Genomic DNA, 18,893 nt, shown 5'->3' with positions numbered 1-18,893 from the left:
ATAGGCGCAATGAGCGATCCGATCGAAGCCGAGATTTTCAACCTGTTGTCCCGCCGCGAAGCCGGCAAGAGCATCTGCCCGTCTGAAGTGGCCAAGAGCCTGCAGCCGGAACAGTGGCAGCGCATGATGGGCAAGGTGCGCGGCGTCGCCGTCGGCCTGGCCCGCGAAGGCCGCCTTGTCATCACCAAGAAGGGCAAACCGGTCGATCCGAACGCCTTCAAGGGCGTGATCCGGCTGCGCTTGCCGAACGAGGGCGAGGGGACCACATCCGAGGCTGAATGAGCCTCCAGACCGTTCTCGACGACATCCGCGCCTGCCGGGCCTGCGCCGGCGAACTGGCCCACGAGCCCCGGCCGGTGGTGCGGGTGTTTCCCGAGACGCGTCTGCTGATCTGCGGCCAGGCCCCCGGGCGGCGCGTGCACGAGAGCGGTCTGCCCTTCACCGACCCGTCCGGCGATCGCCTGCGCGACTGGATGGGCGTCGATTCCGAGACCTTCTATGGCGACCGTCGCCTGGGCGTGGCGGCGCAGGCCTTCTGCTATCCCGGCACGGCGCCGAAAGGCGGCGACTATCCGCCGCCGAAGCGTTGCGCCCAGCTGTGGCGGCCGCGTCTGCTGGACGCCCTGCCGGCGATGGAACTGACCCTGCTGGTCGGCGGCCATTCCCAGGCCTGGGCGCTGGGCGGCCGGGCCAAGGCCAACATGACCGAAACCGTGGCAGCCTGGCGCGAGTATCTGCCTCACGTATTGCCACTGCCGCACCCGTCATGGCGCAATACGGCGTGGCTCAGGAGGAACCCGTGGTTCGAGGCCGAGGTGGTCCCCTATCTGCGTGGCCGGGTGCGGGACATTCTGTCGTGATGCGCCGGCTGTTTATTGCCTGCGCGGCGCTGATGCTGGCGGCCTGCGCCACCCCCTATGTGCAGTCGCCGCTGACCCCGCCCGAGGGTTTCGCCGGTCCGCGTGTCGAGGCTGCGGCGCCCGGTCTGGAAGGCGCGCTGGTGATGGGCGACGGCGCGCGCCTGCCCCTGCTGCGCTGGACGCCCGACGACGGAGAGCCGTGGGCCGTGATCGTCGCCCTGCACGGCATGAATGACCACAACGCCTCCTTCCGCCTGGCCGGCCCTTGGTGGGCGGCGCGCGGGATCGAGACCTGGGCCTATGACCAGCGCGGCTTCGGCGGCGCGCCCGGTCGCGGGACCTGGGCGGGCGAAGACCTGATGGTCGAGGATCTGCGCACCGCCGTCGCGCTGGCGCGCCAGACTCATCCGCGCGCATTGATCGCGGTGGTGGGGGAAAGCATGGGCGGTTCGGTCGCAGCCGCCGCCTTCGCCTCGGACCGGCCCCCGGCGGCCGATCGCGTCGTGCTGCTGGCGCCCGGCGTCTGGGGCTGGTCCAGCCAGAACGCCTTCAACCGCGCCGGGCTATGGGTCGCCGCGCGCGCCCTGGGCGAACGCGCCGTGCAGCCGCCCGAGTTCGTCACCCGGCGCATTCGCGCGTCGGACAACCTGCTGGAACTGATCCGAAACGGGCGCGATCCGGAGACCATCCTGTCGACCCGGTTCGACACCTTGTCGGGGCTGGTGGGCCTGATGGAGACGGCGTCCCGCAGCCTGGGGCGCGGCGGGGCGCCGACGCTGCTGCTGTATGGCGGCCACGATCAGATCGTCCAGAAGGGCCCGATGCGGCGGGCTTTGGCCCGAGCAGGCGACGCCCCGCACCTGCGTACGGGCTATTACATCGATGGCTGGCACATCCTGAACCGCGACCTAGGCGGCGAGGTCGTCTATCGCGACGTCGAGGCCTATCTGCGCGACGCGGCCGCCCCCTTGCCCAGCGGCGCGCCGACTGTGGCCGAAAGCCTCAATCGGCGCTGAGGCCGGACGGCGACGCTTGCCCCCGCCCGTGCGGGCGCGTATCTGGCCCGCAAAATAATATCCCAAGGGAAGGCCAGGTTCAGGGCATGACGCTGTTCGATTCACCCTCGTTCGCGAACCACGAAGGCGTGCACGCCTTCTTTGACGAAAAGACCGGCCTGAAGGCCATCGTCGCGGTTCACTCCACCGCGCGCGGTCCGGCCGTCGGCGGCTGCCGCATGTGGAACTACGGTTCCTCGGCCGAAGCGCTGGAGGACGTGCTGCGTCTGTCGCGCGGCATGAGCTACAAGAACGCCGTTGCGGACCTGGAGATGGGCGGCGGCAAGTCGGTCATCATCGGCGACTCCAAGACCCAGAAGACGCCCGAGCTGTTCCACGCCTTCGGTCGTGCGCTCGACACCCTGGGCGGCTGCTACTACTCGGCCGAGGACGTGGGCGTGTCGGTCGCCGACATCGCCGAAGCCCGCAAGGTCACCCCCTATGTGCTGGGCCTGAGCGAAGGGCCGGAAGCCTCGGGCGACCCCAGCCCGGTCACCGCCGAGGGCGTGTTCCGCTCGACGCTGGTCGCCGCGCGCCGCCTGTGGAACCAGGACGACCTGACCGGACTCACGATTTCTCTGCAGGGCATCGGTCACGTCGGCGGCTATCTGGCCGACAAGCTGCACGCCGCCGGCGCCAAGCTGGTCATGACCGACGTCAACACCGAGTTGCTGGAAGAGGTCGCGGCCCGCACCAATGCGCAGATCGTGGCGCCCGACGCCATCTATGACGTCAAGGCCGACATCTACGCACCGTGCGCGCTGGGCGCGACGCTGAACCCGCAAACGCTGGACCGACTGACGGTCAAGGCTGTCGTCGGAGCCGCCAACAATCAGCTGGCCACGGCGGACATCAGCCAGGCCCTGTTCCAGCGCGGCGTGCTGTATGCGCCCGACTATGTCGTGAACGGCGGCGGCATCATCAATGTGGCCTCCGAGCTCAAGGCCCGCGAAAGCGGCGGCGCCTACGATCCGACCTGGGTCGAGGCCAAGCTGTCGCGCCTCATGGAGACGCTGGAGGAGGTGCTGGAGCGCGCCAAATCCGAAAAGCGGCCGACGCACGAGATCGCCGACGCCATCGCCGAGGCGCGCATCGCCGCTGCGGCCGACGCCAAGGCCGAGCGTCTGAAGGCGGCCTGAGCCTCATTCCATTGCTGATCGGTGCTGCGGCGCCGCGTCGATCCTGACGCGGCGCCGCTTGCATTTCCGGCGCGCCGGACTAGATTGCACCCGCTTATACTGAAAGTGAGCATAAGTCGCTGGTAAACTAGAACCTTGTCGGCGTTTATCGGCCCTGGGATTTGCTCACATAGAGCATATCCGACGGAGATGAGCATGGCGGACGGCGCTTTCGGACTGTCGCGCGAGATGGAACGCGAGACCGCGCCCGTTTGGGACAAGGTCAAGGAATTCGTCACCCCGATGGAGTGGCCCGATCAGGCGCGGCTGATCAGCGAGATCAACCGACTGAAGCGCGAGCGCGACGCCGTCATCCTGGCCCACAACTATATGACGCCCGAAATCTTTCACGGCGTCGGCGACTATGTCGGCGACAGCCTGGGCCTGGCCAAGGAGGCCGCGCGCTCGGACGCCAAGGTGATCGTCCAGGCCGGCGTGCACTTCATGGCCGAGACCTCCAAGATCCTCAGCCCGTCCAAGACGGTGCTGATCCCCGATCTGCGCGCCGGCTGCTCGCTGGCCTCGTCGATCACGGGCGCGGACGTGCGCCTGATCAAGCAGCGCTATCCGGGCTTGCCGGTCGTCACCTATGTGAACACCACCGCCGACGTGAAGGCCGAGACCGACATCTGCTGCACCTCGGCCAACGCCGTCCAAGTGGTCGAATGGGCCGCGCGAGAGTGGGGCGTGGACCGGGTCATCCTGATCCCGGACGAATTCCTGGCCCGCAATGTCGCGGCCCAGACCACCGTGGGCATCATCGCCTGGAAGGGCCGCTGCGAGGTGCACGAGCGTTTCACCGCCGCCGACATCCAGGAGATGCGCGCCGCCTATCCGGGCGCCGAGATCCTGGCTCATCCGGAATGCCCCGAGGACGTGCTGGCCGCGTCGGACTTCGCCGGCTCGACTGCGGCGATGATCGACTATGTCGAGGCGCGCAGGCCCAAGCAGGTGGTGATGATCACCGAGTGCTCGATGGCGTCCAACGTGAAGGGCGACGTGCCCGGCGTCGACTTCATCGGCCCGTGCAACCTGTGCCCGCACATGAAGCGCATCACCCTGACCAACATCCGCGACTGCCTGGTCAACATGCAGTTCGAGGTGACGGTGCCCGACGACATGGCCGAACGCGGCCGTCTGGCCGTGCAACGGATGATCGACCTGCCGCCGCCCGCCATCCCGGCGCGCTACGACCTGTTCAAGGCGCGCCACCGTGTGGATGTGGAGCTGATCTGAGGCGCGACGACCGGTCCCCTCGCTAGATCCGGCCGCGCGCCCCATCTGGAACGCCATGAGCGACATTGATCCCCCCATCCGCCGTCCCGGTCCCTGGGACCCCCGCCCGGAAGAGCTGTCGGCGCCCGCGCCGGCGTCTCAGACGCGTCGGCCAGTCCGGGTCGAGGATGAGGACAAGGGTCAGCATCCGCTGTGGGCGCTGATTTCGACCGTCCTGCTGGGCGGCTTCATCTGGTGGATCACCGGCAGCGTGATGTTCGCGGGCGCGGCCATCTTCGGCCTGTTCGTGCATGAGTACGGCCACGTCCTGGCGATGAACCGGCTCGGCATGGGTCCGGCGCGCATCTACATCATCCCGTTCCTGGGCGGCCTGGCCAAGAGCCGGCGGCTGCCCGACAGCGAGTGGCATGGGGTGCTGGTGTCGCTGGCCGGGCCGGCGTTCGGTCTGCTGGCCGCCATTCCGTTTCTGGCCGCCTTCTATCTGACGGGACAGGCGATCTGGCTGCAGGGCGTCTTCGCGGTGGCCTTCCTGAACCTGATCAACCTCGCGCCCGCGCCGCCGCTGGACGGCTCCAAGGCGCTGGGCCCCGTGCTCGCGCGCATCCATCCGTGGGTCGAGATGGGCGCCATGGTCGCGGTCGGCGCCCTGGTGATCTGGTGGGGCCTGACCAACGGCGCCTTCATCTTCACCGCCTTTTTGGCCCTGGCCCTGGTCGGCCATCTGCGACGCGGCGTCTGGCGGCCTGAAGGGCGTCAGCTGAGCTGGAAGGAGGCGGGTTTCAGCGTCGGCCTGTTCGTCATCACCGCGGCGGCCTGCGTCGGCGTGGGCCTCATGTCGGTGATCCCGCTGACCGGCGACGCCGGCGCCGCGCTGGACGGCGGCGCGCGCATCCTGGGTCTCGGCCGATGACAAAGAGCGTCGAGCGCCTGCGCCACGACGGACCGCTGATCATCGGCGGCGGCCTGGCCGGCCTGTCGGCGGCGCTGCAGGCCGGACCGCGTTCGACGCTCGTCATCAGCCCCGCCCCCCTGCTTCAGGCCTGTTCCTCAGCCTGGGCCCAGGGCGGGGTGGCCGCCGCGCTCTCTGGCTCGGACTCGCCCGATCTGCACGCCGCCGATACGGCGCGCGCGGGTGCCGGCCTGGTCGAGGCCGAGGCGACCCGCGCCCTGACCGAGGCGGGGCGCGAGACGGTGGAGTGGCTGGCCGCGCTTGGCGCCCCGTTCGACCGGGACGCGGCCGGCGGGTTCGCCGTCAACCTCGAGGCGGCGCACAGCATCGCCCGCGTCGCTCGGGTCGGCGGCGACGGCGCTGGACGCGCCATCCTGTCGGCCCTGGTCGCCGCCGTGCGCGCCGCGCCCCACGTTACGGTCATCGAGGACGGCCGCCTGGTCGGCTTGATGCAGGATGCCCACGGCCGCATCGGCGGCGCCCTGATCGCGCGCGGCCGTCGGCTGGTCGAGGTCACCGCGCCCTCGGTCGTGTTGGCGACCGGCGGCGCCAGCGGGCTTTACGCCATGACCACCAACCCCTCCGCCCTGCGCGGCGAGGGCCTGGGGCTGGCGGCCTTGGCGGGCGCGGAAATCCTCGATCCCGAGTTCGTCCAGTTCCATCCCACCGCGATCAACGTGGGCCTGGACCCGGCGCCGCTGGCGACCGAGGCCCTGCGGGGCGAGGGCGCGCGTCTGATCGACGCCTCGGGCGCCTTTCTGCTGGGCGCCGCCGCCGACGCCGACCTGGCCGCCAGGGACATCGTCGCCCGCGCCGTGCATCGTGCGGTCCAGTCGGGACGCGGCGCCTTTCTGGATGCGCGCCAGGCCATCGGCGCCCACTTTCCCGAAGCCTTTCCCGCCGTCTTCGCCGCCTGCCTGGGGGCCGGGCTGGATCCGCGCGAACAGCCGATCCCGGTCGCGGCGGCGGCCCATTATCACATGGGCGGCATCGCCGCCGACGCGGACGGCCGAACGCGTCTAAAGGGCCTGTTCGCGGTTGGGGAATGCGCCGCGACGGGCGTGCATGGAGCCAACCGCCTGGCCTCCAACTCCCTGCTGGAAGCCGCCGCCTTCGGCCGCCGCACGGGCGCGGCGGCGGCTCAGGCGACCGGAGCGGGCGGGGGCGACGCCGGGCTCATCGCGCCTGGACTGAGCGCCGAGGCGCTGGCCGCGCTTCGCCAGGCCATGACGGCCGACGCCGGGGTCGAGCGCGACGCCGGCGGCCTGACCCGGCTGATCGGCGTCATCGACCGGCTGGAGATCGAGGCGCCGCGCGCCCCGGCCCTGGTCGCCGCGCGGCTGATCGCCCAGGCGGCGCTGGATCGCCGCGAAAGCCGGGGCGGCCACTTCCGGTCCGATTATCCCGAGGCGGCGCCCGAGGCCCGTCACAGCCGCATCACCCTGGCCGCCGGCCAGACCTTCAGGAGCGCCGCCGCGTGAGCCTTCCCGACCTGCTGATCGACCCCGTGGTGCGTCTGGCGCTGGCCGAGGATCTGGGCCGGGCCGGCGACGTCACGGCCGCCGCCTGCATTCCGGTCGACGCGCGCCTGACCGCCGATTTCGCTGCGCGCCAGACCGGCGTCGCGGCGGGCCTGGCCGTGGTGCGCCTGGCCGTGCGGGCGATGGACCCTGACGCCGTCGTCGAGGAGCGGATCACGGACGGCGAGGCCTTCGAGGCGGGGCAGACCCTGGTGCGTGTCGAAGCGAACGCCCGAGCCCTGCTGGCGGGGGAGCGGACGGCGCTGAACCTGCTGGGGCGGCTGTGCGGCGTGGCGACCCTGACCCGCGCCTATGTCAAGGCCGTCGCTGGGACTGGCGCCCGGATCGCCGACACGCGCAAGACTACGCCCGGTCTGCGCGCGCTGGAAAAGCACGCCGTGGCCATGGGCGGCGGATCCAACCACCGCTTCGGCCTGGATGACGCGGTGCTGATCAAGGACAACCACGTCGCGGTCTGCGGCGGCGCGGCCGAGGCGGTGCGCCGGGCCCGGGCCGCTGTCGGCCACTTGATGAAGGTCGAAGTCGAGGTCGACGGCCTGGACCAGCTGGACGCCGTGCTGGCGCTGGCCGACGGGCCGGACGTGGTCATGCTGGACAACTTCGGCCTGGACGACCTGCGCGAGGCGGTGCGCCGCACCGCCGGCCGGCTGGTGCTGGAGGCGTCAGGCGGGGTGAACCTGAAGACGGTGGGCGCCATCGCCGAGACGGGCGTGGACGTGATTTCCGTCGGCGCCCTGACCCATTCGGCGCCGAGCCTGGACATCGGCCTGGACGCCGCCTGAGCGGAACATCCGGGGAAGGGCTCGGTTGTCTCCGTGCAGGAGACGTCCAATGAGCCGCCCTATCCGTGTCGCCAACGAGCCGCGCAGCTTTGCGCCCAAGTCGGCGCTGACGACAGACCCATCAAGGAGGGCGGTCTCGCCGCAGGGCGTCCATAATACGCCACGGTCAACGCGGACCGATGACTCGACTCGCAATCCAGCGAGGCCTGGAAAGCCCGACGATTGCTAGGACGACGTTTCCGTTGGCGAAGATGTCCTGGCTTCGGCCTTATCGCCCGGGGCTTGCGTAGGCGCGTTGCGGGCAGGAGCCGGCTGAGCTTCTTGCGCAGGCTCGGCGCGGCGCATCGATTCTGCGGCGCGAGCGGGGGCTTGGGTTTGCGTCCCCGATTGGGCGTCCTGACGGGGTGCGCTGAGGCCTTCCTGAGCCAGGACCATCGTATAGGCGACCGCCTGTCCAGCCTGACGCGCTGCGGCTACCGGGTCCAGGCTGGCCTGCACCAGACGCGGTTCACTGGCTGCCGGCGCGGACGGGCGGGCTTCGTAGGCGAAGGCCGACGCCGAACCGCTACGGCCGCCGAAGCGGTAGAAATAGTGGTCGCCGACCTGGGCGACGCGCACCAGGGTGTTCCGCCAGCCCGGCGCGACCGCTGTCGTATGAAAATGGGTCGCCGACCCCACCGGGCCGAAGACCTGGCCCGACAGCGCGCTGGAGGCGATGTCGCGCGCGCGGTTCCAGGCAGAGCGGTTCACCGCGCCGCGCATGGCGCCGTTGCAGGTGAAGCTGAACTGGCAGCCGGTGGAACGGTTAGAGCCTTGGTAGACCACGCCGCAGACGGTCTTGGGGAAGGACGGGTGGCGACTGCGGTTCAGGACCACTTGGGCCACAGCCTGCATTCCGGCGCGGCCTTCGCCGCGCGCTTCGTAATAGACGGCCTGGGTCAGGCATTCGAGATCGCGCGACTGATCCAGCGCGCCGCCGAGCCGGAAGGGCTGCATGGCGGGGCCGGCGTCCATTCGCGCCCGGCGCAAGCCGGCGTCACCCTGCCGCAGCTGCTCCAGACGCGCCGTCAGCAATTCGGCCTGGCGGTCGCGCTGATCGGGGCCGGCGATGGAGTAGGGGTCATGGCGGCGCGCAATAGACAAGGCGCTGGCGTCCAGTCCTCCGGCGGCGGCGGCTAGAGCCTCTTCCGTAAAGCCCGCCGTTGCGGCGCTTTGCAGCCGTTGGGCCTGGCCGCGCACGGCGTCGGCCTTGGCTATCGTCCCACCGAGATAGGCTCCGCCCACTCCCAGGCCCACGAGGCAGCCGCACGTCGCCGCGGTCAGGGTCCGGTGCCGGCCCCACGATCGGACGCGCAGAAGCGCACGCGAGTGCGAGAAAAGGGACAAAAGCTCGATCCTGTGCGGCAGGGCGGGAAAGCAGCCCCTGAGATAGTCTCGCACGCCGGGCGACCTGAAAGCGTCGCGGTCCGACAGCGGAACCAACCCTCGGCGACCGGCCGGGATCGGGAAAGCGGGCCTTTATCCGGGGAAGCGTGGCCGAAATGTGGTCGATTCGCAACTTTGTTTGCATTGCACCATGACCTTTTGGCGCCGCGAGATGGCGGCGCCGCAGCTAAGGGTGTGGTCAAGACCAGCGAGACTCGACCCCGCAATCAATCGCCTGATTACTGGTGCTTTAAATCATGTGGTCGCTTCGGATCATGCATGAATCGTACCCGCACGACCTGAGTTCTCATCTCGCCGCAGCCGAATTGTTGCGGCCGTGAAGTGGGAACGCCGCGCCGCTTCCGCCGTTGAAGCGTCACTGTTTTCAGGAGGCTGCCCTCATGGTTCGTTCGTTTAAAGTCGCCGGTTTCGCCGCTGTGGTCGCCGCCGGTCTGTCGCTCGCCGCGTGCGGCACCACCACCGAGCAGAAAGCCGCCACCGGCGCGGTCGCGGGCGCCGTCGTCGGCGGTCCGGTGGGCGCAGCAGTCGGCGGCGCGGCCGGCACGGCCGTCAGCAAGGCCCAGAATCCCCGCTGACCGAGCAACGCCTCCGCTTGCTAATTTCGGCTGGAGGCTTATGTGACGCCGAAAGCGGCGCGGCTTGATTTCCGCGCCGCTTTCGGCTTTTCCGGCGCCGACGTTCTCGGCTCCGCCGATCACCGCCTCATCTGATCTCTTCCAAGGACACGATTTCTTTCCCGCATGCGAGACCTGAAACAGACTGCCTTCACCGACCGCCTCACCGCTCAGCAGGAAGCCAAGAAGGCGCTTCTGGCCAAGTTCAAGCCCAAGCCGACGGTTCAGGACCCCGAGTTCGACAAGCTGGCTCAGAAGCGGGCGGCCGAGAAGGAAGCCCTGCGTCAGCAGCATGAGCTGGCCAAGGCCGAAGAGCGCCGGGAAAAGGCCGCCAAGGAAGCCGAGCGCCTCGCCGCCGAGCAGGCCGCCCAGGAAGAGGTCGAAGCCGCCAAGCGCGCTGACCGCAAGGCCCGCAAGCAGCTTACCAAGGAAGAGCAGAAGGCCCGCCGCGACGCCCGCTACGCTGCGCGCAAGGCTCGCCGCTAAGGCATAGCCGGGGCGAGGTCGACGGATGAAGCTCTATATCACCGCTCCATCGCCCTTCGCCCGCAAGGTGCGCATCGTGGTGCGTGAAAAGGGCCTGTCGGATCGGATCGAAGAGATCGCCACCGACCCCTACGCCGACGCGCCCGATCTGTTCGCGGCCAATCCCATCGTGCAGGTTCCGGCCCTGATCGCGGCCGACGGCGCGCCGCTGACCGACAGCCCGGTGATCTGCGAATACCTGGACGAGATCGGCGAGGGGCCGCGTTTGCTGCCTGCCTCCGGGCCCGAGCGCCTGCGGGTGCGCCGCATCGAGACCCTGGCCAACGCCGCGCTGGAAATGGGCGTCAAGCGCGTGCTGGAGCTGCGCCGGCCCGAGGACGAGCGGTCGCCCTCCTGGATCGAGCGCTGGACGCGCAACCTGGGACGGGCCCTGGACGGCCTTGAAGCCGCCGACCTCAAGGCCGATCCGCTGGATATGGGCGTGATCACCGCCGGCGTGGCCGCCAGCTGGATCGGATTCCGTCATCCCGACATCGACTGGCGCGCGGGTCGCCCCCGCCTGGTCGCCCTGTCCGAGGCGCTGGAAGCCCGCGACAGCTTCCGCGATACCTCGCCGGTCTAGAACAGTCCGGCCAGCTGAGCGCCCTGGAAGGCGGCGAGCACGAGCAGCAGGCCGCCGACGGCGTAGGTGAGCGCCCGGCGCGGAATCTTCTTGACGATGTAGCCGGCGAAGGGGGCGGCGATCAGACCGCCGACCACCAGGCCCGCGACCGCGCTGAAATGGTCCTGGATCGCGCCTGCGTCCTGCCAGTGGCCGGTCACCAGGGCCCAGACGAAGGTGGCCGAAATCGCCACCGTCAGGAAGAACTCCGCCGTATTCACCGTGCCGATGGCGCGTCTCGGCTCCTGGCCCGCTCCGACCATGGCGGACGACACCGTCGGGCCCCATCCACCCCCGCCGATGGCGTCCAGAAAACCGCCGACCACTCCGACGGGACCGGTGATCCAGGCGGGCAGGCGGCGCGGCTTCACGTCGTGACCGGCGCGCCACAGGATCCACAGACCGATCAGGGCCAGATAGGCGATGATGAAGGGCTTGATGATGTCGCCCTCGATCCCCGCCAGAACATAGGCGCCCAGCACCCCGCCGATGACGCCGGCGACCGCCAGGGGCAGGAACAGCCGCCATTCGATATTTCGATGCCAGACGTGGCTGGAGGCTGAGGCGGCGGTGGTGAAGACCTCCGCGGCGTGGACGCTGGCCGAGGCGGTGGCCGGAGGCACGCCGAGCGCCAGCAGAACCGAGGTGGAGATCACGCCGTAGGCCATGCCCAGGGCGCCATCGACGCCTTGGGCCACCACGCCCACCAGCAGAAACAGGAAGAAGGTCTCCATGCGCGCCCTGCCGATGTTCCAGGCCGGCGAACAGCCGCCACTCGGCTAAAGGCTCAGCTTGTGACCCGGTTCCCGTCGCCTCCAGCCGTGACACGCGCCGCGACCGCCAGAACCTCGCGGGCCGTATAGGGCTTGGTGATCAGGGCCTCGGCGACATCGGCGCTGCGCGCGGCGGCGGTGACGTCGCCCGACAGGAAGACCGAGCGCAGGCCCCAGCGGGACTTCAGCGAGCGCGCCAGCTCCACCCCCGTCGTCTCACCCGACAGATTGATGTCCAGCAGCGCCAGGTCGATGGCGTGCAGGCCGGCGGCGACCTCGGCCGCAGCGGCGTTGTGGAAGGGGCCGACGACATCGTGCCCGGCCGCGACCAGGGCCTCGGTCAGGTCGGCGGCCATGTCGGGATCGTCCTCGACCAGCATCAGGGTCAGGGGCTCGCCGGCCACGGGCGCCGCCGTTTCGTCGGCGTCGCGCGGCGATTGGCGGGTGATGACCGCACGCACGTCCTGCCAGACCTCGGCGTGGGGGCGCGCCGCGTCCAGGTCGAAGATCTGGGCCAGGGCCGCCAGTTCGGCCGCCGCCGCCTCGTTCAAAGGAGCGGCCTCGTCCGCCAGCAGGCGGTCGTACAGAGCGCACAGCCGCTCCACATCCTTGTCCAGGGTCGGTGCGTTTCGAGGATCGTCGAACATGGGCCAGCCTCCAGTCTGAAACAGCCGAATGCGCAGCTAGGCCGTCGGCGCCCCTGGCGAAAGGCGGCTGACGCCGTTGTGAGCCCTGTTCACTTTCGCTCCAGCCGGGCGCGATCACATGGAATCGACAGCGGCGGGCCGCGCGGGGTAAGGCTCGCGCCCTTCGCCTCGCCCTTCAGGACGCCCGCCCTTGCGACTGCCCCAGGCCCGCCTCGACCAGGTGCTCGACCGCTTCCACGAGGTGGAGGCCCGCATGGGCGCGGCCACCGACGGGGCCGAGATCGTGCGCCTGTCCAAGGAGCACGCCGAGATGAAGCCCGTGGCCGACGCCGTGTCGGCCCTGGCGCGCACCCGGGCCGAGATGGGCGACCTGGCCGTCATGGCCGACGACCCGGAAATGGCCGAGATGGCGGCGGCTGAGCTCGAGGCGCTGAAGGACCGGCTGCCCGAGATGGAGCGCGAGGTCGCCCTGCTGCTGGCCCCGCGCGACGCCGACGAGAACGCCTCGGCCGTGCTGGAGGTGCGCGCCGGCACCGGCGGCGACGAGGCGGCCCTGTTCGCCGGCGATCTGTTCCGCATGTATTCGCGCTACGCCTCCACGCGCGGCTGGCGGGTCGAGATCGACAGCGCCACCGAGGGCGAGGCCGGCGGCTACAAGGAGATCATCGCCACCGTCACCGGCGACGGCGTGTTCGGCCGGCTGAAGTTCGAGAGCGGCGTGCACCGCGTCCAGCGCGTGCCGACCACCGAGGCCGGCGGGCGCATCCACACCTCGGCCGCCACCGTCGCCGTCCTGCCCGAGGTCGAGGACGTCGAGATCGAGATCCACGACAAGGACATCCGCATCGACACCTTCCGCGCGTCGGGCTCGGGCGGCCAGCACGTCAACAAGACCGACTCGGCCGTGCGCATCACCCACCTGCCCAGCGGCATCGTGGTGACCAGCTCGGAGAAGTCGCAGCACGTGAACCGCGACAAGGCGATGAAAAACCTGCGCGTGCGCCTGTACGACATGCAGCGCCAGGCCAAGGACGCCGCACGCTCGGACGCGCGCAAGTCCCAGGTCGGCTCGGGCGACCGGTCCGAGCGCATCCGCACCTACAACTTCCCGCAGGGCCGGGTGACCGACCACCGCATCGGCCTGACCCTGCACAGCCTGCCGCAGATCCTGGAGGGCGACATCGACCCCGTGCTGGACGCCCTGATCGCCGAAGACCAGGCCGCGCGCCTGGCGGACCTGGAGGCGGAGTTCGGCTGAGATTTAGTGGATGCTCAGAAGCGGACGCAGCAGCAGTCCGCTGAGGGTGGGAGGCGGACACTACTTTTCTTTAGAATGATCACGTGAAGCTCGAACATTAGCGCGGAAAAAGATGAAGCCACCGCCTATCGCCACCGCCAAAAACCAGAGGGAAAGCAGCGCCAGCAGGGCCTTTCCGAAAAGCGAAGCATCTGACCATTGCCCAATGAATGGCCCGATCGCGGCCATCGGCGCCATGGCTAGCAGTAACACCTTTGCTTCGTTTCTTCTGGATCGGCGCCACCCGTCAAAGCGATCACTAAAGGTCTTGCCGTAGAACTGGCGTCTTGAAGCTCTTTCCTCGCTAACCTCCCAGCGCCGGATGATTCTCCGAAGTGTCATAGGCAGCGCCTCCATCCATGAACGCTAAGCAGCCTTGCCACTATCCGCAACGAGTCGATTGCGGTCGCTGGATGCCTGCCACGCAGCAGACGTTCTTGATGGATCGCATACGGGCCGTTCCCCTACTCCGTCAGCAGCCCCTGCGCCCTGAGCGCGTCCGCCAGGTCGCCTGGCGAGGTCCACAGGCGGGTGTAGCCGGCTTCGCCCAGGCGCTTGAGTTCGGTGGTCAGGTCGGCTTTGGCCGAGGCGGCGAAGCGGGCGTCGAAGCCTTCGCCGTCGCTGGACAGCCGCACCATGGGCCGCCCGGTTTCGAGCCGGTGCAGATAGCCTTCGTAGAGGACCGCCGCCTCGTCCGACAGCAGGCCGGTCTCGACCTCGAGCCCCGCCTGGCGCAGGCGCTCGACGCCCCGGCCCGAGGCGAAGGGCGAAGGATCGACGCAGGCCACGACCACCCGCGCCACGCCGGCCTCGACCAGGAAGTGAGCGCAGGACCGACGGCCCGACGACCGCGCGCCGCAGGGCTCCAGCGTGACATAGGCGGTCGACCCGCGCGCCCTGTCGCCGGCGGCGGGCACAGCCTGTTCCTCGGCGTGGGGACGGCCGCCGTCGGCGGTGGCGGCCTCGGCGACGACCTCGCCGTCCTTGACGATCACACAGGCGACCGACGGATTGGGCCAGGTGCGGCCCATGTGCGCCCGCGCCAGGTCGATGGCGCGGCGCATGGCTTCTTGGTCGGTCACGCCGCCACGTCCGGCAGGGGCTGGGCGCGGTCGGCGTCCAGATAACGGGCGGCGGTCGGCTTCAGGCCGGCGTCCAGGTCGATCTCCAGCGGATTGCCGGTCGGGATCTCCACCCCGACGATCTGGTCGTCCGGGACGGCGAACAGCAGTTTGACGATGGCCCGCAGGGAGTTGCCGTGGGCCGCGATCAGCACGTCCTCGCCGGCCTTCAGCCGCGGCGCGATGGCCTCGTTCCAATAGGGTTCGACCCGGTCCAGCGTGGTCTTGAGGCTCTCTGTGTCGGGGATGGCCTTGCCGGCGTAGCGTTCGTCGCCGGCGAAGTCCCATTCGCCGCCCGGAGGAAGCGGCGGGGGCGACACGTCATAGCTGCGGCGCCAGACCTTGACCTGATCCTCGCCGTGCTTCTCGGCCGTCTCGGCCTTGTTCAGCCCCGTCAGCCCGCCGTAGTGGCGCTCGTTCAGGCGCCAGTCCTCGACCACCGGCACATCCTTCAGCCCAGCCGTCTGCAGGGCGAGGGCGCCCGTGCGCTTGGCCCGCTTCAGCACCGAGACGAACATCACCGACGGATGGAATCCCGCCTGGGCGATCAGCTCGCCGGACCGCCGGGCCTGGGCCTCGCCCTCGGCGGTCAGGTCGACGTCGACCCAGCCGGTGAAGCGGTTTTCCAGGTTCCACTGGCTCTGGCCGTGGCGCAGCAGGATCAGTCGAGGCATCGGGCTCTCCGTTGGCGAACCTTCGGGGTAGGCCCCGCGCCGGGCGCAGGTCAAGGTTTCGCCGTGTTCGCGCATCCCTTGTCGACCAGCGGCGTTGTTGTCCCCGTCGGAAGCCGCCGCTAGAGACATCGTCATGTCAGACCGCGTTTTCTTCGGCGCATCCGCCCTCGTCGCCCTGGCCCTGATCGCGCTCGCCGCGGTCTGGCCCTGACCGCCCAGCTGTTTTCAGGACCCAATCCGATGATCAAACCGCGCCAGGACCTGCGCCCCAACACGGCCGAGTACGAGACCGTCCCGCTGGTCAAGCCGACGGGCTTTCGCGAATACGACGCGCGCTGGATCCTGGAAAAGGAGATCAATCTGCTGGGCATCCAGGCCCTGGGTCTGGGCCTGGCGACCTATGTGCACGAGATCGGGGTCAAGCCGCGCATCGTGGTCGGCCACGACTTCCGCGGCTATTCGCTGAGCGTGAAACAAGCGCTGATCCTGGGCCTGCTGGAAGGCGGCATGGAGGTGCTGGACGTCGGTCTGGCCCTGTCGCCCATGGCCTATTTCGGACAGTTCGAGCTGGACGCGCCGTGCGTGGCTATGGTCACCGCCAGCCATAACGAGAACGGCTGGACCGGCGTGAAGATGGGCGCCAACCCGCCCCTGACCTTCGGCCCCGACGAGATCGGCCGCTTGAAGGAAATCGTGCTGGAGGGCCAGGGCGTGGCTCGGCCCAACGGCCGGCTGGAGCGCGTCGAGGGCTTCCGCGAACGCTATATCGCCGATGTGGCGTCCAAGGTTCAGGTCAAGCGCCCGCTCAAGATCGTGGCCGCCTGCGGCAACGGCACGGCCGGCGCCTTCGCGCCCGAGGCCCTGCGCCGCATGGGCGTTGAGGTAATCGAGATGGACGCCGACCTCGACTACACCTTCCCCAAATACAATCCGAACCCCGAAGACCACGCCATGCTGAGCCAGATGGCCCAGCGGGTGCGCGAGACGGGCGCCGACCTGGCCCTGGGCTTCGACGGCGACGGCGACCGCTGCGGCGTGGTCGACGACACGGGCGAGGAGATCTTCGCCGACAAGATCGGATTGATGCTGGCGCGCGACCTGTCGGCCATCCATCCCAACGCGACCTTCGTCGTCGATGTGAAGTCGACGGGCCTGTACAAGACCGACGAGGTGCTCAAGGCCAATGGCGCCCAGACGGTCTATTGGAAGACCGGCCACAGCTACATCAAGCGCAAGACCGCCGAAATCGGCGCCCTGGCCGGGTTCGAGAAGTCGGGCCACTTCTTCATGGCCGGCGAACTGGGCCATGGCTATGACGACGGGCTGGTCGCCGCCGGCGCCATCCTGGCCATGCTGGACCGCAATCCGGGTAAAAAGCTGAGCGAACTGAAGGCGGCTCTGCCGGACGCCTGGACCAGCCTGACCATGTCGCCCCACTGCGACGACGAGCTGAAGTACGAGGTGCTGGAGCGGATCGTGGCGGAGTATCAGGCCCTGGCCGACGCCGGCGGCTCCATCCTGGGCCGCAAGATCGTCGAGGCGATCACCGTCAACGGCGTGCGCGTGCACCTGGAAGACGGCTCGTGGGTCCTAGTCCGCGCCTCGTCCAACAAGCCCGAGTTGGTCGTCGTGGTGGAGTCGATGCGCTCCGAGGACGACATGCGCGCCCTGTTCCATGAAGAGGTCAAGCCGCGCCTGGCCGCCTATCCCGAGATCGGCGCCTACAACCAGGAAATCTGAAGCCGGGCGGTTTGACGGCGCCGGCCGTTCGGGCCACTGACGGCCATGGGCGAGGTTGGGGCAGATCAGATCGTCATCGTCGGCGGGGGCTTCTCCGGCGCCATGCTGGCGGCGCGGCTGGCCGAGCGCGGGCAGCGTTCGACCGTCATCGGCCGCGACGACCGCTTCGGCCTGGGCGTGGCCTATTCGACGCCGTTCGAAGGTCATCTGCTGAACGTCAGATCCAGCCGCATGAGCGCGGTGGAGGGCCGGCCTGCTGACTTCGTGCACTGGCTGAAGGCCAGCCGGCCCGAACTGGCCGATCCCGAGGACTTCGCGCCGCGCGCCGTCTACGGCCGCTATGTCGCCGACCGGTTCGACAGGGCGCGGGCGACTGGACTGATCCAGACGGTGCAGGGCGAGGCGGTCGCCCTTGAGGCCGACGGCGTGCGTCTGGCTGATGGACGCCGCATCGAAGGCCGCGCGGTGGTGCTGGCCACCGGCAATCCCGCGCCGCGCACCGCCGAGAGCGGCGCGAGCGACCGCACCCTGTCCGATCCCTGGGCGCCCGGCGCGCTGGAGCGCATCGGCGCCGACGACCGTGTGCTGATCGTGGGCACCGGCCTGACCATGGTCGACATGCTGCAGAGCCTGGAGGCGGGCGGCTGGCGCGGCAAGGCCGTGGCGTTGTCGCGGCGTGGCCTGCTGCCCCGCGCGCATGGCGAACACCATGATGCGGCGGCCGACCTGCCGGCTCAAGCCTTGGCGGGGCCTGTATCGAGGCGGCTGAACGCTGCGCGCGCCAGGGCCGAGACGGCTGGCTGGATGCCCGTGATGGAGGCCTACCGCCCCATCACCGCAGACCTCTGGAGCCAGGCCACGGTCGCCGAGCGAGCGCGGCTGGTCCGGCATCTGCGCCCCTGGTGGGACGTGCACCGCCATCGCGTCGCCGCGCGGATCGGCCGATTCCTGGAACGGCTGAACGCCGAGGGCCGGCTGACAATCATCGCCGGTCGGCTTGGCCGCGTTGAGGCCGACGAGACGGACGTTCGCGCCGGCTATCGCCCGCGCGGCGGCGGCGCGCCGGGCGCGCTGCAGGCCGACTGGCTGCTCGATTGCACCGGACCGGGCCATGATGCGGCGCGCGACCCGCTGACGGGTCCGCTGATCGCCGCGGGCCGGGCGCGGCTGGACCCTCTGCGGCTGGGGCTGGACCTGGACGGCGAAGGCCGGGTTCTGGACGCCCAGGGTCGGCCCGACGACGCCCTCTATGTGCTGGGGCCGCCTTCACGCGCGGCCTTCTGGGAGACGATCGCCGTGCCCGACATCCGCAAGCGGATCGAGGCGCTGACGGACCACCTCACACCGGCAGCGCCCCGCGCTTGACCACCGCCCGCATGGCGACGCTGGACGAGACGCGGTTGACGCCCGGCAGACGCGTCAGGGCCTTGGCGTGCAGCCGCTCCAGATCATCCACGTCGCGCACCACCAGCCGCAGCAGATAGTCCGACCCGCCGGTCATCAGATAACATTCCATCACCTCGGGCACGGCGGCGACGGCGGCCTCGAAGGCCGTCAGCGCGGCTTCGGACTGGCTGGCCAGGGTGACGGTGACGAAGACGCTGATCGGCAGGCCCACGGCCCGCTCGTTGATCATGGCGGCGTAGCGGCTGATCACGCCCGCGCCTTCCAGCGCCCGCAGACGCCGCAGGCAGGCGCTTTCCGACAGGGCCACCTGCCGCGCCAGATCGGCGTTGGTGATACGCCCGTCCTGCTGCAGCAACCGCAGCATCTTGCGGTCGATGGCGTCCAGTTCGACGGCCGAAACTGTCTTCATTGCGCACGATCCTCGCA

Annotated in this window: 21 protein-coding genes; 14 read left to right on the top strand and 7 right to left on the bottom strand. The window is 69.7% G+C overall.

Going from position 1 to position 18,893, the window contains the following annotated elements; all coding sequences use genetic code 11:
• Nucleotides 1-9 precede the first annotated feature (9 nt).
• From E4M01_RS01635 to nadC, 8 genes are all read left to right on the top strand, one after another.
• On the top strand, nucleotides 10-282 hold the full coding sequence (locus E4M01_RS01635; RefSeq protein ID WP_135066472.1) for a DUF3253 domain-containing protein: 273 nt from the start codon (nucleotides 10-12) through the stop codon (nucleotides 280-282).
• Complete coding sequence (locus E4M01_RS01630) at nucleotides 279-860, top strand: uracil-DNA glycosylase family protein (protein WP_135066469.1); 582 nt, start codon at nucleotides 279-281, stop codon at nucleotides 858-860. Before E4M01_RS01635 ends, E4M01_RS01630 begins: the two co-directional genes overlap by 4 nt.
• A complete protein-coding gene (locus tag E4M01_RS01625; RefSeq protein ID WP_135066466.1) occupies nucleotides 860-1,876 on the top strand; it encodes an alpha/beta fold hydrolase in 1,017 nt (338 codons plus the stop codon). Before E4M01_RS01630 ends, E4M01_RS01625 begins: the two co-directional genes overlap by 1 nt.
• Before the next feature lie 86 nt (nucleotides 1,877-1,962).
• Entirely contained in the window at nucleotides 1,963-3,054 is a 1,092-nt protein-coding gene (locus E4M01_RS01620; RefSeq protein WP_135066463.1) for a Glu/Leu/Phe/Val dehydrogenase, read from the top strand.
• A 195-nt stretch (nucleotides 3,055-3,249) separates the two neighbouring features.
• A complete protein-coding gene (gene nadA / locus E4M01_RS01615; RefSeq protein WP_135066460.1) occupies nucleotides 3,250-4,329 on the top strand; it encodes a quinolinate synthase NadA in 1,080 nt (359 codons plus the stop codon).
• Between the two features lie 55 nt (nucleotides 4,330-4,384).
• Complete coding sequence (locus tag E4M01_RS01610; RefSeq protein WP_135066457.1) at nucleotides 4,385-5,239, top strand: metalloprotease; 855 nt, start codon at nucleotides 4,385-4,387, stop codon at nucleotides 5,237-5,239.
• Nucleotides 5,236-6,759: an L-aspartate oxidase gene (locus tag E4M01_RS01605; protein ID WP_135066454.1), complete on the top strand. Its 1,524-nt coding sequence runs from the start codon at nucleotides 5,236-5,238 to the stop codon at nucleotides 6,757-6,759. Before E4M01_RS01610 ends, E4M01_RS01605 begins: the two co-directional genes overlap by 4 nt.
• Nucleotides 6,756-7,601 carry a carboxylating nicotinate-nucleotide diphosphorylase gene (nadC, locus tag E4M01_RS01600; RefSeq protein WP_245158330.1) on the top strand — a complete coding sequence of 282 codons (846 nt, stop codon included), beginning with the start codon at nucleotides 6,756-6,758 and terminating at the stop codon, nucleotides 7,599-7,601. The genes E4M01_RS01605 and nadC overlap by 4 nt, the downstream gene beginning before the upstream one ends.
• Nucleotides 7,602-7,826: 225 nt before the next feature.
• On the opposite strand, the gene E4M01_RS01595 is transcribed toward nadC, so the two are convergent.
• Entirely contained in the window at nucleotides 7,827-9,041 is a 1,215-nt protein-coding gene (locus tag E4M01_RS01595; RefSeq protein WP_245158329.1) for a cell wall hydrolase, read from the bottom strand.
• Nucleotides 9,042-9,427: 386 nt separating this feature from the next.
• Between E4M01_RS01595 and E4M01_RS01590 the strand changes: the two genes are divergently transcribed.
• The 3 genes from E4M01_RS01590 (at nucleotide 9,428) to E4M01_RS01580 (ending at nucleotide 10,769) form a co-directional block, all read left to right on the top strand.
• Complete coding sequence (locus tag E4M01_RS01590; RefSeq protein ID WP_135066451.1) at nucleotides 9,428-9,622, top strand: hypothetical protein; 195 nt, start codon at nucleotides 9,428-9,430, stop codon at nucleotides 9,620-9,622.
• Between the two features lie 165 nt (nucleotides 9,623-9,787).
• Nucleotides 9,788-10,147, top strand: a complete 360-nt coding sequence (locus E4M01_RS01585; RefSeq protein WP_135066448.1) for a DUF6481 family protein — start codon at nucleotides 9,788-9,790, stop codon at nucleotides 10,145-10,147.
• A 25-nt stretch (nucleotides 10,148-10,172) separates the two neighbouring features.
• The gene (locus tag E4M01_RS01580) at nucleotides 10,173-10,769 is read left to right on the top strand and encodes a glutathione S-transferase N-terminal domain-containing protein (protein WP_135066445.1); all 597 of its coding nucleotides are present in this window, start codon (nucleotides 10,173-10,175) and stop codon (nucleotides 10,767-10,769) included.
• On the opposite strand, the gene E4M01_RS01575 is transcribed toward E4M01_RS01580, so the two are convergent.
• Nucleotides 10,766-11,542 carry a sulfite exporter TauE/SafE family protein gene (locus E4M01_RS01575; RefSeq protein ID WP_135066442.1) on the bottom strand — a complete coding sequence of 259 codons (777 nt, stop codon included), beginning with the start codon at nucleotides 11,540-11,542 and terminating at the stop codon, nucleotides 10,766-10,768. The genes E4M01_RS01580 and E4M01_RS01575 overlap by 4 nt on opposite strands.
• Nucleotides 11,543-11,595: 53 nt before the next feature.
• Nucleotides 11,596-12,228 (bottom strand): response regulator, encoded by a 633-nt coding sequence (locus tag E4M01_RS01570; protein WP_135066439.1) that lies wholly within the window; start codon nucleotides 12,226-12,228, stop codon nucleotides 11,596-11,598.
• 190 nt (nucleotides 12,229-12,418) lie between these two features.
• On the opposite strand from E4M01_RS01570, the gene prfA reads away from it, so the two are divergent.
• Entirely contained in the window at nucleotides 12,419-13,486 is a 1,068-nt protein-coding gene (gene prfA / locus E4M01_RS01565) for a peptide chain release factor 1 (protein ID WP_135066436.1), read from the top strand.
• 60 nt (nucleotides 13,487-13,546) lie between these two features.
• Here prfA and E4M01_RS01560 read toward each other — a convergent pair whose 3' ends face one another.
• The 3 genes from E4M01_RS01560 to E4M01_RS01550 form a co-directional block, all read right to left on the bottom strand.
• On the bottom strand, nucleotides 13,547-13,882 hold the full coding sequence (locus E4M01_RS01560; protein ID WP_135066433.1) for a hypothetical protein: 336 nt from the start codon (nucleotides 13,880-13,882) through the stop codon (nucleotides 13,547-13,549).
• A gap of 107 nt (nucleotides 13,883-13,989) precedes the next feature.
• The gene (gene ribD, locus E4M01_RS01555; protein ID WP_245158328.1) at nucleotides 13,990-14,607 is read right to left on the bottom strand and encodes a bifunctional diaminohydroxyphosphoribosylaminopyrimidine deaminase/5-amino-6-(5-phosphoribosylamino)uracil reductase RibD; all 618 of its coding nucleotides are present in this window, start codon (nucleotides 14,605-14,607) and stop codon (nucleotides 13,990-13,992) included.
• Nucleotides 14,604-15,320, bottom strand: coding sequence for a 2,3-diphosphoglycerate-dependent phosphoglycerate mutase (locus tag E4M01_RS01550; protein WP_135066430.1), 717 nt, complete (start codon nucleotides 15,318-15,320; stop codon nucleotides 14,604-14,606). Before E4M01_RS01550 ends, ribD begins: the two co-directional genes overlap by 4 nt.
• Before the next feature lie 240 nt (nucleotides 15,321-15,560).
• Between E4M01_RS01550 and E4M01_RS01545 the strand changes: the two genes are divergently transcribed.
• Both E4M01_RS01545 and E4M01_RS01540 read left to right on the top strand, forming a co-directional pair.
• On the top strand, nucleotides 15,561-17,060 hold the full coding sequence (locus E4M01_RS01545) for a phosphomannomutase/phosphoglucomutase (RefSeq protein WP_135066427.1): 1,500 nt from the start codon (nucleotides 15,561-15,563) through the stop codon (nucleotides 17,058-17,060).
• 45 nt (nucleotides 17,061-17,105) lie between these two features.
• On the top strand, nucleotides 17,106-18,425 hold the full coding sequence (locus tag E4M01_RS01540; RefSeq protein WP_135066424.1) for an FAD/NAD(P)-binding protein: 1,320 nt from the start codon (nucleotides 17,106-17,108) through the stop codon (nucleotides 18,423-18,425).
• On the opposite strand, the gene E4M01_RS01535 is transcribed toward E4M01_RS01540, so the two are convergent.
• Complete coding sequence (locus tag E4M01_RS01535) at nucleotides 18,400-18,876, bottom strand: Lrp/AsnC family transcriptional regulator (RefSeq protein ID WP_135066421.1); 477 nt, start codon at nucleotides 18,874-18,876, stop codon at nucleotides 18,400-18,402. The genes E4M01_RS01540 and E4M01_RS01535 overlap by 26 nt on opposite strands.
• Nucleotides 18,877-18,893: the final 17 nt, after the last annotated feature.

This window comes from Brevundimonas sp. MF30-B (assembly GCF_004683885.1).
In the GTDB taxonomy this organism is placed as follows: domain Bacteria; phylum Pseudomonadota; class Alphaproteobacteria; order Caulobacterales; family Caulobacteraceae; genus Brevundimonas.
Note: the sequence above shows the minus strand (reverse complement) of the source record. Positions and strands in the feature narration are given on the sequence as shown.